Raw genomic sequence first — 13,908 nt, 5'->3', positions numbered from 1 at the left:
CGGACGTTCTCCACCTTCTTGTGCCGGGACTTGGCCATCAACATCAGCTCGAAGGTGCCCCACTCTCCCCCACGGCGCCCGCGTGCAGGACCGCGTGATGGGCCACCCCGCCGTGCCGGGCGGCGCTGCCCCGCAGGCCGGCCGGCCAGGCCAGCGTCACCCTCAGGCCACCCGACCCCGACCGGAACCGCTCGACCACCCGCACCCGGCCCCTCACCGCCAACGGCACCGTCCCCGGCGCCGTGAGCCGGCCCACCGCCGCCCCGAACTCCCCCGCCATCAGGGCGGCCAGGGCGTCGGCGTCCTCGTCGGTCGACCAGCCGGCCAGCACGTCCTCCCCTTCGGCGTCCTCGGCCAGGACCAAGTGCGGGCCGTCAAGGCGGAAGCGGATCGTGCGCCGCCCCGGGCCCACCACGGTCAGCGACGCCGACGGCATCCCGATGGGGACCCCGATCTTGTCGTGGGCCAGCAGCCACGCCACGACGGCCGCGCGGTCGAACTGCGGGTGCACCTCCGTGCCTCCGGCCAGGGCGGGGAAGTCGGCGTTCCGGCGGCGCCAACTCTGCACCGCGGCCCGGCCCACCCCGACCATCCGAGCCACCTCCGCCAGCAGCACCCAGTCCCGGCCCGCAACGACCGGGGCAAGGGCGGCGAGCGGGGAACGGGCACCCGCGGGGGCGGCGTACACCGCCCGCCAGTCCACCCACGGCCGCACCACCGGGAGCAGCGCGACGGCCTCGGCCGAGTACAACGGGACCGTCGTGACGCCGCCGTGGTGCCTGTAGTCGACCGTCACCGAACCGACGGGCGACACGAACCCGAGCCGCACGACGGCGTCAAAGTCGACGCGGCGAACCCCGAGCCGACGGGCCGCCTGATCCGGGCCAAGCGGCACGTGCCGGTCCAGCAGCACCGGCAGGTCCCGGCGGCGCGCAAGGGCGTCCACCTGGTCCGGGTGAACGTCGGGAAACTCGGGCGCTCCGCCGAGGTAGACCAGCAGCCCGGCGCGGACGAGGTGGCCGACCGCCGAGGCGGTCACCCGCGGCCGGCACCGCAACGGCAACCCAAGCGCCTCCGTCAGCCGCTCCGCCGCCACCCCCGCGCCCATCGGGCCCCGCAGGGCCGCGCGGACCGCCTCCGCGTCGGCGGCCTCCACCACCGCCCGCGACCACCGCCCCGGCCCGGCGTTCGCCGCCGGGACCAAGCCCGAACCGGCCGCCCACCGCCACGCCGCCACCGGCACCCGCAGCCGGCCCGCGGCCTGCCCCTCGTCGTAGAGCTCACGTACCGAACGCCCCATCCGAACCACACTCCAAACGCACAACGGCGCGGCCCGACCACCGGGCCGCGCCAGAACCATGACGAAGCATCACAACACTGTCAATAGGTCTGTTTTCAGAGGGAGTTGGACTTACACACCCTTTCTGGGCGTGCGTACGCGAGGAGGAAATTCACCCCCGCGGGGGCCGCCGGGACCGGCTTCCGGGCATACGGAAGCGCGGGCCGCCAACAGGTGGCGGCGGCCCGCGCAGAGGGCTCTCCGGCTCCCCTCCCGGCGCCTTGCCGCCACCCCCTCAGGGGCGGACGGCGCCCCGGCCCGCAGTCAGCCGACCGGGCGCAGCCCGGGGCCCGCCGCTTCGCCCGCACCGGCACGGGTTCGCCCCGGCGGGACCTTCGCCGCGGCACCCCCGTGCCGGGCCGCCCTGGCAGGGCGGCCCGGCGGCCGCGGGTCAGCCGCGCCCGCGCCGGCCCCGGCAGAGATCGGACGCAGGCACCGCGACGGCAGTCCCGTTCTGGTGCACGCGGGGTCGGCCGACCTGCTCGAATGCGTCGGCCGCCGCCGAGATCCGGTCCCGCACCATCGCGGGGGCCTGCGCGGCGGCCGCCGCCAACAGGTCGCCGAGCGCGGCCACCCCGCCGGCCCCTCCGCCCGGCCGGAACAGGCAAGCGCGGCCGCGGACTCGCACACCAAGCGCTCCGCCACCGCCCAGTCCGCCGGACCCGACGGCGGGCTCAAAGCGCTCCCGTACGCGGGGCAGCGACAAGTCGTACGCGAGGGAGCTGCCGGAGAACCACACCGGCCTGGTGCCGTGGTCCGCGCCGTCGCCGGGCAGCGCGACCGCGTACCCGGCGAGGGCACCGTCGTCGCCGTGGCGCTCGCGCACCCGGAGCCCGACATCACGCAGCCGGTCGAGGAAGTCGGCGTCATCATGGGCGAGCGCGGCCGCGGTCCGCACCGAGCGCTGAAGAGACTCCCGCGCGGTCTCCAGCAGGCCGCGGCGGCCGGCCTTCGCCAGCTCCCCCGTCGACGGTCGGCGCACCGCGGTCCGGTCCTGCGGCGACATCGGCGTCAGGCCCCACCGGGCCTCGAAGGCGCGGGCGACGGCGTGCATCGCGAGGATGTCGCCGCGCAGCCGGGGTTGGCGGCCGTCGACCCGGGCGAGGGTCGCGACGAGGTGGATGTGGTCGTCCGCGTGCCGTACGGCGGCCCAGCGGCAGGCCTGTTCGTCGCCGTACGGGGCGATGCCCGCGGCGTCGGCCATCGCGGCGGCGACCTCCGCCCACTCGGCGTCCGTAAGGGTCCGGTCGCCGGGCGCGTTGCGGACCGAGACGTGCCACACATGCTTGTCCGGACGGTCACCGCGCAACGCCTGGACCGGGGCGTCCAACAGGTCCGCCAGCTCGCCCAGCGTCGTACGGCCCGGGTGGCGGGCCGGGCACGGCAGATCGGGGTCCCAGGCGGTGATGAGGTGGGGGTCGAGGTGCTCGTCGCGTTTGCCCGGACCGAAGAGGTACTCCAACAGCTTGTAGGTGTCGTCACCCGTCTCCGGCTTCTTCGGCATCACGTGCGGGCCCGGCGTTCACGCATCACCGCCACCGTCGCCTCATCCACCCGCACCACCGCAGCACGGGCACCGGCCACAGCATCGGCCAGCCCCGCCCCGGTCGTGGCGGCGGGGCCGAGAGCATCCAGACGGACCGCGACCTCCCGCAGGCCGGCCCGCGCCTTCACCAGCTCGCGCAGAACGTCCGCGCGGTCCGCGGAGACCGGCACCAGGACGTCCTGTGCGACCGCCATCGCCTGCTGCCCGACCCACCCCGCCGCCGACATCCCCTCACGGACCGCGGCCGCGCGGACGACCTCCAACTCGGCCGGGCTGAAGGCGACGCCCACCCGCTGAGAACGCCGGGCCCCGCTCTCCCGTTCACGTCGGCGGCCACCCTCACCAGCCATCGCCTCTGCCACCCCTTTTCGACCACGCCCGGACGCCGAAAACGGCCCCAGGGCCCGGCGGCCTTATCAAGATCAGTTAGGGCGTAATGTTCCATTCCGCACTAACTGGCTGCCATTTTTTAATGTTGGGAAATTCTCCCAGCCTGCTGCGCGAGCCCTTCCGAAACCGGCCGCCCGGCAGCCCACAATCACCCCAACCAGCGACCCCCGAAAACACCCCGCGCCAACCCCACCCCGCCCACGCCCACGCGCGCGCCGGACCGCCACACCCCGCCCACCACCACGCCGACCAACCCCCACACCCCACCCCCACCACCCACCACCCCCCACCCACCACACCCCCACCCACACGAAGCGACGACCACCCCATGGTTGAAGCTCAGCCCACAGTCCCCCAGGTCCCCCGAAACGCACCCCAAGGGAACCAGGAGCGCCACAACCACAGCAGCCACTACGGTCTCCTCCAACCGACTACGCCAACGTGAGGACCGCCCGCATGGCCAACCCCCCGTCGATACCCGTAGCTGCCAATCCGACTTCGCCACGCGACTTCGACTTCTCCCAGGTCTTCTTCAGCCAGGCCCTCCGCGCGGCACAGCAAGCACAGCAGTACGCGCAGCAGGCCCAAGCCGAACAAACCGGATCCGAGCGCCGGGCCCGCGAGCGCGAGGCGGTCGGCCAGGTCATCGTGCTGACTCAGGCCGCGGTCGAGGGCTACATCAACTGGACCCTCATCAGGGCCGGTGTGACTGCCGGGGGGAACTCCTTCAACCAGCACAGGGACGCCTTCCCTGACGCCGTGAAGGTGCTCGCCCCGAAGACACCCGCGTTCGCCTGGTCGTCGGAGAACAAGTCCTTCTTCCTGTTGCTCAACCGGTGGCGCAACTTCCTCGGCCACTCCGATGAGAAGGCGCGCGAGAACCTCGCGAAGCACCTCGCCAGCCTGGGCGAGGTAGGACCTGGAGCGGCGGACTCCGAGCTCGTCGTCCTCCTCACAACGGAGCTTGCCGAACGCATCATCAGCGGCGCCAGAGCGGCCTTCGACAACGCTCGGTCTGCCCTTGGGACGGCTCCGTCAGCAACCGGGGCGTGGGTGCCGCTGGACGAGCAGGGGACCCCTTCGCTCGAAAACCCTGTGACACTGCGGGCCGTACTGAGGATCTCTCTCAAGCAGGCCGGAGAGGTCAGGTTCACCGAGACGGAGCTCGCCTCTGAAGCCCAGCTTCAGGCCTCAGCCGGCCAGGGCCTCAGGCTGGCTCCCGGCGCTGCCGGCGACGGCACCCAGTGGTCCGTGAGCGTCGCCGGGGAGTGATCTCGTCAGGCTGTTCCGGCGCTGATCTCGAAGCGCTGGAACAGTGCCGGGAGGAACTGTTCCATGAGGGCTTGGGCGTCGCGGGCCTCTTCGAGTTCGTCATGGCCGAACCGGAAAACCTCGTACTTCCTGAGCTTGAGGTCGCGGTCGGCCGCCACCATCTCCGCGTACTTCGCGGTGTCGGGGCGCCGACCTCCGTCGCGGGTGTAGTGCTGGGATCCGTCGACTTCCAGAACGATGCGCTGTCCGTACGGAAGCAAGAGCAGGAAGTCCATGCGGGAGTGGAGGAGGGCCTGAGGGCCGCGTTCCCGGACGGTGCGGGGGTCCCAGTGGAGCCACACCTCTGGGAGCAGCACAGGCAGGTCGTGGACCCGGTCGCCGAGGACATGGTGGTAGGCGCCGAAGAGGTTGCGTTGGCCCGGCGAGTTCTCGGGCAGGCAGCGGTGAAGCCGCTTGTAGAGGGAGGCCTTGGCCTCGGCGTCGTCCTGGATCTTCTGAGTGTCCTGCCACCATGCCTGGAGGTCGCGCCAGCGGAGGCCGTGATCGGGTGTCGGGCGGTCGTAGACCAGTTGGTTGTCCGGGTCGCCGACGATCTCGATGTCGTTGTCCATGGCGTTCTTGAAGCGGATGTCGGGCTTGATGAGGGAGGCGAAGATGATGTTCTTCGGCTTCCCGTTTCCGGCGAGGCGGGTGGAGACCAGGGTGAAGCGCGGGTAGCCGCCTTCGGTCCCCGTTTCCCTCAGCTCAATGGCTGCACTGCGGACGTGTTCGTTCACCGTGTCCACGAGGCGCCGTTGTGCGGATTCGTCGAGGAGGACGTCGGCGGAGACGATCGCTTCGAGGAACCGGGCGAACCTGGCGTCGCCGGCCTCGAAGGCGCCCAGGTACTCGAAGAGGTCCTCGGCCGTCCAGTCCCCCGGGTTCCGGAAGACGTGCTGTTCGATGTCCCCCTTGATGCTGGGGCCCTGGGAGCCGAAGAACGAATCCAGGACGGGGCCCAGCTCGCTACCGAGAACCCAGTACTGGCTCAGCATCGCCATGAACCGGCTCTCGCTGGGTGTCATCGCGTCCAGGTCCAGGGACCTGGACAACTCGCGCCGGATCCTCGCGGGTATCTCCGGCGGAGAGGACTCCGCCCAGAGCGCATCCTCGATCCGGAACCTCTGCGGAGGACTCCCCTGGCCCGCGGCCAAGATGCGTTCCGCCAGGAGCGGGAGATCGCTGTCGGTCACCTGCGCGAAGCTCCGCTCCAGGCGCTCTCCCTTGGTCCCCTCCTCCGGAACGGTCGGCATCCCCAGCTCCGCGAAGGCCGCGTTCAGCCTGGGGTGTGAGTGCCCTCCGAGCAGAGCGACGACGTCGCGCACCGCCCGTCGAAGAAGCGAGCGATCCCTGCTGTCGGCCATCCGTCGATCCTCGCAGAGGACACCGACATCCCATCAGGAAATCGGGGCACCGGCCTCTACCGCCAGCACGAGACGGCCACCACCTTGGTGGACACCCCGAAGGCAGTCGTCCCAGTCCGTGTGCGGCAGCCACGACTTCTCCATGAGGTGGGCCGTCCAGTCCAGGAGCTGCTCCCACGACCGGATCTTGGCCGCGGGGATGTCGTAGCCACCCGCGCCTGGTGCCGGATCACAGCGGGCGTGGTGTGCCTGCCAGCGCACCTTCTCGGGGTAGTCGAAGATGTCGCCCCCACTGAAGGAGAGCGATCCGTCGGCGCCCGTTCGCTCGGCCTCCCATGCGCGCACGGACTCTTCGGTGCGACGGACCTCCGTCGTGTCCACCCAGAGGTATCCGTCGTCGTCACCGATGGGCTTACGGCATCCATCACAGATCAGGTGCAGTGCAGGGGCCACATCACGCTCCAGGTGTCGATTCCTGCGTACAGACTGCCGTGGCGCCCCACCCGGGCGGGCACGAATGCGGCAACTGCGAAGCCCACGGATCACTGCCAGGGCACTCGATGGGGTGGAGCTGGCCCACGGGCGAAACCGGGCGACAGGAGCGGGGGTTCGCCGGTCATGGACGACGAGAGCCACATCACGATCGAGATCCGAGGCAGCGAGGCGGCCGTGGTCGAAGCGGCGCAGCGGATCTCGGACCTGTTCCTGTCCAGCGGGCCCTGTCGGCTGAGGCGGATTCCCGGCGAGCGCGACGTGGAGGTGCGCGTGTACGCGGACGTGTCCCGGGGGCCGCTCGACGGCGGGTATCCCGATCCAGGTGAAACCGCTCAGGTGGCCGGGTACTGATCCGGGCCGACCCGGAGCACGAGCAAGTCGTAGACGGGCCCACCAGGCTCGTTTCCGTCGGCGTGTCCGGCCTCGCGGGACCGTCCGTGCGCGTAGGGGTGCCGGCGCCCCGAGGCTCCCCATCCATACGGACAGGAGGGACCGTCCGTGCGCGTAGGGGTGCCGGGATCTCGCCTACGTCGACTGCCGACCCGGCAAGGGACCGTCCGTGCGCGTAGGGGTGCCGGACAACGCTCCCCTAGACGAAGAAGGCTGGACCGGGACCGTCCGTGCGCGTAGGGGTGCCGGCGAGCCGCAGGCCGGCGATGGCGCCGAGCAGCGGGACCGTCCGTGCGCGTAGGGGTGCCGGTCGTTGCCGCCGCTGGTGCCCTTGCGGCTGATGGGACCGTCCGTGCGCGTAGGGGTGCCGGGCGAAGCGGCGGGGCGGTCGTGTCCGTCTGCCGGGACCGTCCGTGCGCGTAGGGGTGCCGGGCCCACAGGCCGTCCGGCTTGGCGCTGATGGCGGGACCGTCCGTGCGCGTAGGGGTGCCGGTGCCTGACCTGCCGGTTCCCCCAGCGATGACCCTGGAATCGACCGGCTCCACTGATCCGGGCATTACCCACATTATGGAAATATCGGGACGGCTGGGAGCTCTCCTCCCAGAATGGCCCTGACGGGCCTTCCCGCTTCGTCCTGCCGGCCGGACGGCCTCGCGGCCGTCTGGCGGGTGTGGCAGTCCACGGGCGTTACAGCCCCTCTTCCAGGGGACTGGCGGTCCAGCTCACCGGACCCGCACGGCGTGCTTCTTGATGTTGCGGGCCGCGTTCACGTCGCGGTCCAGGACCATACTGCACTCCTTGCACTCGAATGTCCGGTCTTTCAGTGTTTGTGTCGTGTCCTTCCAGCCGCAGTTGGAGCAGAGGCGGGAGGAGGCGAAGTGGGTGGGGACGCGGGCGATGCCCACGGCGTGCCAGCGGGCCTTGTACTCAATCTGCCGGGCCAGCTCCCCGAAGGAGGCGTCGAGGATCGACCTGTTGAGGCCGGCCTTCGCCCGGACGTTGCGGCCGGGCTGGTCCACGGTGCCCTTCGCCGAGCCGGTCATGCCCTTGACGTGGAGTGTCTCCAGAGCGACCTCGTCGTACTGCTGGACAAGCCGCTTGGAGATCAGGTGCAGGGTCGTCGCGCGCCGCATCGTGATCTGGGCTTTCAGTTTGGCGACGCGGTCCTTGGCCTCGTAGTACCCCTTCGACTGCTGCTTGGCGCCCTTGACCCGGCGGCGCGCCATCTGCCGCTCCGCGCGGACCAGTTTGCGTGCGGTGCTCTCCAGGTGGCGCGGGTTGCCGATCAGCGTGAGCGGGGTCTCGCCGGGGTTGAGGGTGAGGGGGTCGGTGAGGGCGAGGAGGGTCTTGACGCCGAGGTCGATGCCGACGCGGCCGGCCGCACGCTGGCGGCGGGTGGGCTGGTCGGGGATGTGCTGGTGCACCTTGCACAGGACGGAGGCGTACCAGCGGTGCGCGTGACGGGCGATGGTGACGGAGGTGATGACGGCGGTCCCGGCGTCGATGAGCCTGATCAGGCGAGACGCCTTCTGGTGCAGACGCACGGTGAAGGGGGGCTGGCCGCCACCGCCGGGGATCCGGAGCCGTCGGGGGCCGGTGAAGCGGATGCCGGGGTTCTTCACGGCATGGACGATCCGGAAGCTCTCCCGGCAGCGGCCCTGGGCCTTGAAGTGGGGCTGGCCCATCATGGCTCCGGCCCGCCGCCCGGTCCTAGAGTTCATGTGGTTCTGCCAGGCGACCGCCGCGTCTTCGAAGGCCGTGTAGTAGGCCCTGTTGTTGACCATCTCCCACCAGGCGAAGACCGGGCGCCGCTCGTCGCCCTCGCGCAGGGGGCCGACGAACTGCTGCCCGCGGGTCGCCCGCCAGAATGTCTGAGCCTGGTTCCGGCCCGGCCTTCTGACCTTGGGCGCCTTCGCTGTCGCCTCTTTGCGGTCCATGCCCGCCGCCATCAGCGCGTTGCGGCCGCGCTCCCACATCTGGTCGTGCGCGAGGAAGAAGGCGTGGGCGAAGTTGTAGGCGCAGCGGGAAGCGGTCGCGTAGCGGCGCAGGATCGCGGCCTCGGTGGGGCCCACGTCCAGGGCGAAGCGGAACGCCCGCATGATCTCGGTGGTGGTCACCTGCGACAGGTCCTCTCGGGAGCGGGGCACGGAGTACGGGCGGTTCATGAGTAGAAGCCGGTGATGACGCAGCGGCGGCCTGCGTAGCAGGTGGCGAAGCTCATCACCCAGCGGCTGCGCTTGTCGTCCAGGACGATCAGCCGCCGGTCGGTGGTGGCCAGCGGCCGGTGCAGGGCCATCCTCATCGGCGCCGGGCACTCGCCGCCGGCCGCGCACACGGCACGGAAGCACGGGGCGGTGATGAACCTGCCGACCAGCCGTCCGAAGCGGTGATAGGTGCCGGGAACCTGGCGGAGCACACCGTCGAGTTCGATGCTCAGAGTCCGGGGTTCGTGGGGCGGCGCGCAGCGCGGCCGCGAGAAGTCGGGCATGGGCGCGACCGTAGGAGCAGGCACCGACACCGTGTCCGCCATCCGGCAGACACAGCCTCTCGACCGGGTGACGCAGATCCCCTGATCAGCCGCAGAGGCCACCAAGCGCCCAGCCCCACGGCGCAAGGAGTGCAGTATGGTCCTGGACCGCGACGTGAACGCGGCTCGCAACATCAAGAAGCACGCCGTGCGGGTCCGGTGAGCTGGACCGCCAGTCCCCTGGAAGAGGGGCTGTAACGCCCGTGGACTGCCACACCCGCCAGACGGCCGCGAGGCCGTCCGGCCGGCAGGACGAAGCGGGAAGGCCCGTCAGGGCCATTCTGGGAGGAGAGCTCCCAGCCGTCCCGATATTTCCATAATGTGGGTAATGCCCGGATCAGTGGAGCCGGTCGATTCCAGGGTCATCGCCGGGGGAACCGGCAGGTCAGGCAGCCCGGCACCCCCGCGCACACGGACGGTCCCTCGGGGCCGCCGGTGTACGAGTCAGCGTCCGCCCGGCACCCCCGCGCACACGGACGGTCCCCGGTAGTAGCGGCCGGCGCCCGGCGGGTACAGCCGGCACCCCCGCGCACACGGACGGTCCCCTGTCGACGACCGGCACGACGGGCCGGATCGCCCGGCACCCCCGCGCACACGGACGGTCCCCGCAGGTCAGAGCCGGTTCCTACCGGCCGCCTCCGGCACCCCCGAGCACACGGACGGTCCCGGTGACCGGCCCTCATCATGTCCGGGCTCGGTCCGGCACCCCCGCGCACACGGACGGTCCCAACTCTGAACTGTGTGGCGTGGTTGAACCAGCCCGGCACCCCCGCGCACACGGACGGTCCCGGTCTGCGGATGGTCTCCGAGTGCATCGCCGCCCGGCACCCCCGCGCACACGGACGGCCCCCGTGCTTCGAGGCGCACCGGGCTCTGGGCTTTCCGGCACCCCCGCACACACGGACGGTCCCCCCCCCTTCACACACGGAGACCAGCCCATGACCACCGGCACCCCCACGCGCACGGACGGTCCCGCAAGCTGGCCCCAGGGCGCGCCGTACGACCGCCGGCGCCCCATCTGTACGGGGACAGTCCCATCTCGGCCAGGAGGCCAGCAGACGGTCAAATTCGCGGCGGGCGGCGGTGCAAGGCGGCCTCAGCTCGCGCACGCGGCGTGCGAACACGGCCAGTTGATCTTCGTGTCTCTACTTCTTCCAGCAGGTGTGCAGGCTCGTTTCTGCGGTGATTGCGGCCGTCCGCACGGGTGAGTTGACCGCTACGAGCCTGTCGAGGCAGGCGCCGAAGCCGCTACACCCTCATGCGTGATCAAGAACCTGATGCTGCGCGGCCTGCCCGCCCTCGCTCTCTACACCCTGCCCCTCCTCGCGGCCGCTCCCTCCGCCCACTCCGCCCCCACCCAGGACCGTGTCGCGACGACGGCCGGGCCGGCCGGAGCACGTGCTCCCCTGCCCCTGTTCGAAGCGATCGACCGTCTGCCCGTGGCCCCCGAGCACCGCGAGGGCTACAAGCGGGACCTCTACAAGCACTGGAACAAGGGCCTCAACGCCGGGGACGGCTGCGACACCCGCAAGGAAGTCATCCTGGCCGAAGCGGTGATGGCGCCGCAGGTCGCGGCCGGCTGCAAGCTCACCGGCGGGTCCTGGCGCTCGGCGTACGACGACGTCGTGGTCACGGACGCGGCCCGGCTGGATGTGGACCACTTCGTGCCGCTCGCCGAGGTCTACGACTCCGAACAGAGCCCGTGGTCGGCCGCGCGGCGGGAGGCGTACGCGAACGACCAGAACAGCCCCGACACTCTCATCGCGGTCTCGGCAGCCTCCAACCGCTCGAAGGCGGACAAGGACCCGGCGGAGTGGCTGCCCTCGGACGGCTCCTACCACTGCACCTACGCCGCGACCTGGGTCGGGACGAAGCTGCGCTGGGACCTGGCCGTCGACGAGAACGAGCGCCAGGCCCTCCTCGGGCTGGCCGAGGACTGCCCCACCACCACCGTCGTCTACGAGCCGGCCCCGTAGCCGGACCGTGTGAGAACGGGGCCGGACAAGAGGAGAGGCCCGCCGTCTTCTCGGGGAAGGCGGCGGGCCTCGGCTGAGCGCTGGGCAGGCCTTGCACCTGCATTCCCCCACGGGAAGTGGGGTGTCTTTCCTTGGACCACCAACGCGCGGTCGCATGCCCGGTTCAGGGCGGCGAGCTCAAGATCAATGATAGGTCATGATCTTCCCACCGCCGACCGGGCCGGGCCGGTACGGGCCGGTACGGGTCAGGGGAGGACGGCGGCCAGCGCTCCGGTGATCGCGGCGGCCAGGGTCAGGACGGCCCCGAAGGCCGCGGCCGCGCGCAGGCAGGCGGCCGGGTAGGTGGCGCCGTCGAGACGGGCGAGCTTGGCGGCCACGGCGGCGATGGTGAGGGCGGTGATCAGGACCAGGCAGACGGTGAACAGGACCACGGTCATCGCGGACATGTCGAACTCCTCGAAGAGACGGTTCGGTTGATGGATCGAGCGTCTCGAAACGGGTGTGCGACAGGGTTCAGGCGGACGAAGATGAACACTGTTGAACAGCAGCGCACCGGGCGGGGGACACGATGGACACCGAGCAGGAGATGCCGGACCCGGCCGGGGACCCGCGCGACCCGCTGTCCCAGCTACAGGCACAGCTGAGGCACGCCCTGAACAAGACGGGGCAGACGGTCGAGTGGCTGGCGGGGCGGGCAGGGCTGGGGCGGACCACCGCGAGCAACGCCTTGAACAAGCCGTCCGTGCCGAGCGGGCGGACCGTGACCCGCATGGCCCTGGCACTACGCCTGAACGCTGAGGCCCTGGAGGGGCTGCGGCTCCAGGCGGAGCAGGAACAGGACGGCGGCCAGGCCGGCCAGCTGACGCCGACGCCGACGCCGACGGTTGAGGATCTGCCGTCGGCGGATGGCACAGCGCCGGTGGGCGCGTGGCGGGGTGTGCTGGTGGGGGTGCCGCCGTTGGCGGCATCGGCGTTCCAGCCCCGAGAGGTACTTCGGGATCGGATCGATGCGGCGCGGGAGGGCGGCGGCGTGGTGGTGCTCGCGCAGGCACGGCGGGCGTCGGCCGGGGTGCTGTCGGGGATGGGCGGGGTCGGCAAGTCCCAGCTCGCCGCCCAGTACGCCCACCAAGCCGTAGCCGAGAGCACCGGACTGGTGATGTGGGTCCCGGCCGGCGACAGCGCACAGATCGTGGCCCTCTACGCGCAGGCCGCCCAGCGGGTCGGAGCCGTGGGCGCTACCGGAGCGGATCCCGATCAGGACGCGCGGGCGTTCCTCGAATGGTTGGCCACCACCGACAGGACCTGGCTCGTGGTGCTGGACGACGTAGCCGATCCGGCGGCTGTCGGGCCGTGGTGGCCGCCTGCCCGGCCAGGTACTGGTTGGACCCTGGCCACCACTCGCCTGCATGACCCGCGGCTGACGGGCGGCGGCCGGACCCGTATCGACGTCGACGTCTACACCCCCGCCGAAGCCGTGGCCTACCTCCACGAACGCGTCACCGCCGATGGCGGGGAACATCTCCTGAACGGTCGGGAGGACGATGTCGCCCGGGCGCTCGGCTACCTGCCGCTCGCCCTGGGCCACGCGGCCGCCTACCTCCTGGCCGAGGAACTCACCAGCGCCCAGTACCTGGAGCGCCTCGACGATCAGGCGCTTCGTCTGGAGGATGTCCTGCCGGAGTGGGCGGACGCCGAGGGCTACCAGAGACAGGTCACCGCCGCGCTGCTCCTCTCCCTGACCGCAGCCGAACAAGCCGGCCCCAAAGGTGTCATCACCCCTCTGGTACGGCTTATCGCCCTCCTCGACGCCGACGGCCACCCCGAAACCCTCTGGACCACCGCATCCGTCATCGAGTTCCTCACCACGGTCAGGTGGCAAGACCACATGGCTGACTGGGTCAGCGCGGAGGAGGTGGTGCGGGCGCTGCGGGTCCTTCGCCGGTACGCGCTGATCACCGGCGACCCGCATGCCCCGCACCGCCGGATCCGCATGCACGCGCTCACCGCCCGCGCCATCCGTGAGACGACCCCCATCGAGTGGCAACCCCGTCTCGCCATCACGGTCGCCGATGCGCTGTTCAGCGTCTGGCCGCGCAGTGATGTGCCTCGTGAGCTCTCACAAGGGCTCCGGGCCAACGTCACCGCCCTGCGCCACCAGGCCGAGGAGCACCTCTGGCTACCGCGCATCCACCCGGTGATCTTCCGCAACCGCGAAAGCCTCACGGCCAGCGGCCTGCATCAGGAGGCTCACAGGTACGGGGAACCGATGGCCGAACGAGCCACACGCCTCCTGGGACCCGACCACCCCGACACCATCGACGCCCACGCCGCCCTCGCCGACACCTACAGCTACCTCGGACGCCACCACGACGCACTCGCCCTCGAAGAAGCCGTCCGCACCGACCGCGAACGCCTCCTCGGCCCCGACCACCCCGACACACTCAGCGCCCGCGCCAACCTCGCCATCACCTACAACCAACTCGGACGCCACCACGACGCACTCGCCCTCGAAGAAGCCGTCCGCACCGACCGCGAACGCCTCCTCGGCCCCGACCACCCCGACACCATCA

Annotated in this window: 12 protein-coding genes and 2 CRISPR repeat arrays; of the genes, 4 read left to right on the top strand and 8 right to left on the bottom strand. The window is 71.2% G+C overall.

Translation table 11 applies throughout. The annotated features are described in order from the left end of the window. Nucleotides 1-43: 43 nt before the first annotated feature. From ACIPW5_RS33910 to ACIPW5_RS33900, 3 genes are all read right to left on the bottom strand, one after another. On the bottom strand, nt 44-1,300 hold the full coding sequence (locus tag ACIPW5_RS33910) for a hypothetical protein (protein WP_401253391.1): 1,257 nt from the start codon (nt 1,298-1,300) through the stop codon (nt 44-46). Between the two features lie 430 nt (nt 1,301-1,730). Next, the gene (locus ACIPW5_RS33905; protein ID WP_401253389.1) at nt 1,731-2,843 is read right to left on the bottom strand and encodes a hypothetical protein; all 1,113 of its coding nucleotides are present in this window, start codon (nt 2,841-2,843) and stop codon (nt 1,731-1,733) included. Beyond that, nucleotides 2,843-3,175, bottom strand: coding sequence for a hypothetical protein (locus tag ACIPW5_RS33900; RefSeq protein WP_401253387.1), 333 nt, complete (start codon nt 3,173-3,175; stop codon nt 2,843-2,845). The genes ACIPW5_RS33905 and ACIPW5_RS33900 overlap by 1 nt, the downstream gene beginning before the upstream one ends. A 556-nt stretch (nt 3,176-3,731) precedes the next feature. Here ACIPW5_RS33900 and ACIPW5_RS33895 point away from each other — a divergent pair. Further along, complete coding sequence (locus tag ACIPW5_RS33895; protein ID WP_401253384.1) at nt 3,732-4,547, top strand: hypothetical protein; 816 nt, start codon at nt 3,732-3,734, stop codon at nt 4,545-4,547. A 5-nt stretch (nt 4,548-4,552) separates the two neighbouring features. Here the strand turns inward: ACIPW5_RS33895 and ACIPW5_RS33890 are convergent, their stop codons facing one another. Together ACIPW5_RS33890 and ACIPW5_RS33885 are read right to left on the bottom strand one after the other, a co-directional pair. Then, a complete protein-coding gene (locus tag ACIPW5_RS33890; protein ID WP_401253382.1) occupies nt 4,553-5,950 on the bottom strand; it encodes a hypothetical protein in 1,398 nt (465 codons plus the stop codon). 33 nt (nt 5,951-5,983) lie between these two features. Beyond that, a complete protein-coding gene (locus ACIPW5_RS33885) occupies nt 5,984-6,331 on the bottom strand; it encodes a hypothetical protein (protein ID WP_401253380.1) in 348 nt (115 codons plus the stop codon). A gap of 237 nt (nt 6,332-6,568) precedes the next feature. Here ACIPW5_RS33885 and ACIPW5_RS33880 point away from each other — a divergent pair, with 237 nt between their 5' ends. Continuing rightward, nucleotides 6,569-6,796 (top strand): hypothetical protein, encoded by a 228-nt coding sequence (locus ACIPW5_RS33880; protein ID WP_401253377.1) that lies wholly within the window; start codon nt 6,569-6,571, stop codon nt 6,794-6,796. Nucleotides 6,797-6,872: 76 nt separating this feature from the next. Further along, a CRISPR array of direct repeats spans nt 6,873-7,328; the repeat unit is 29 nt; unit sequence GGGACCGTCCGTGCGCGTAGGGGTGCCGG. Nucleotides 7,329-7,557: 229 nt separating this feature from the next. Here ACIPW5_RS33880 and ACIPW5_RS33875 read toward each other — a convergent pair. Both ACIPW5_RS33875 and ACIPW5_RS33870 read right to left on the bottom strand, forming a co-directional pair. Continuing rightward, nucleotides 7,558-8,952, bottom strand: coding sequence for an RNA-guided endonuclease InsQ/TnpB family protein (locus ACIPW5_RS33875; RefSeq protein WP_401253375.1), 1,395 nt, complete (start codon nt 8,950-8,952; stop codon nt 7,558-7,560). 44 nt (nt 8,953-8,996) lie between these two features. Next, nucleotides 8,997-9,323 carry a hypothetical protein gene (locus ACIPW5_RS33870; RefSeq protein WP_401253373.1) on the bottom strand — a complete coding sequence of 109 codons (327 nt, stop codon included), beginning with the start codon at nt 9,321-9,323 and terminating at the stop codon, nt 8,997-8,999. A gap of 433 nt (nt 9,324-9,756) precedes the next feature. After that, a CRISPR array of direct repeats spans nt 9,757-10,336; the repeat unit is 29 nt; unit sequence CCGGCACCCCCGCGCACACGGACGGTCCC. Nucleotides 10,337-10,639: 303 nt separating this feature from the next. Here ACIPW5_RS33870 and ACIPW5_RS33865 point away from each other — a divergent pair. Next, nucleotides 10,640-11,338: an HNH endonuclease family protein gene (locus ACIPW5_RS33865; protein WP_401253455.1), complete on the top strand. Its 699-nt coding sequence runs from the start codon at nt 10,640-10,642 to the stop codon at nt 11,336-11,338. 245 nt (nt 11,339-11,583) lie between these two features. On the opposite strand, the gene ACIPW5_RS33860 is transcribed toward ACIPW5_RS33865, so the two are convergent. Further along, entirely contained in the window at nt 11,584-11,784 is a 201-nt protein-coding gene (locus tag ACIPW5_RS33860; RefSeq protein WP_401253370.1) for a hypothetical protein, read from the bottom strand. A 122-nt stretch (nt 11,785-11,906) separates the two neighbouring features. On the opposite strand from ACIPW5_RS33860, the gene ACIPW5_RS33855 reads away from it, so the two are divergent. Further along, a partial coding sequence (locus ACIPW5_RS33855; protein WP_401253367.1) for a tetratricopeptide repeat protein occupies nt 11,907-13,908 on the top strand: 2,002 nt, incomplete at its 3' end.

It is taken from the genome of Streptomyces sp. NPDC090077 (assembly GCF_044747545.1).
Lineage (GTDB): Bacteria > Actinomycetota > Actinomycetes > Streptomycetales > Streptomycetaceae > Streptomyces.
Note: the sequence above shows the minus strand (reverse complement) of the source record. Positions and strands in the feature narration are given on the sequence as shown.

What these genes read in the sequence shown, in the direction of transcription:
- ACIPW5_RS33860 (WP_401253370.1), bottom strand. Translation starts at nt 11,784, where the DNA reads ATGTCCGCGATGACCGTGGTCCTGTTCACCGTCTGCCTGGTCCTGATC.
- ACIPW5_RS33910 (WP_401253391.1), bottom strand. Translation starts at nt 1,300, where the DNA reads ATGGGGCGTTCGGTACGTGAGCTCTACGACGAGGGGCAGGCCGCGGGC.
- ACIPW5_RS33865 (WP_401253455.1), top strand. Translation starts at nt 10,640, where the DNA reads ATGCTGCGCGGCCTGCCCGCCCTCGCTCTCTACACCCTGCCCCTCCTC.
- ACIPW5_RS33890 (WP_401253382.1), bottom strand. Translation starts at nt 5,950, where the DNA reads ATGGCCGACAGCAGGGATCGCTCGCTTCTTCGACGGGCGGTGCGCGAC.
- ACIPW5_RS33870 (WP_401253373.1), bottom strand. Translation starts at nt 9,323, where the DNA reads ATGCCCGACTTCTCGCGGCCGCGCTGCGCGCCGCCCCACGAACCCCGG.
- ACIPW5_RS33880 (WP_401253377.1), top strand. Translation starts at nt 6,569, where the DNA reads ATGGACGACGAGAGCCACATCACGATCGAGATCCGAGGCAGCGAGGCG.
- ACIPW5_RS33895 (WP_401253384.1), top strand. Translation starts at nt 3,732, where the DNA reads ATGGCCAACCCCCCGTCGATACCCGTAGCTGCCAATCCGACTTCGCCA.
- ACIPW5_RS33905 (WP_401253389.1), bottom strand. Translation starts at nt 2,843, where the DNA reads ATGCCGAAGAAGCCGGAGACGGGTGACGACACCTACAAGCTGTTGGAG.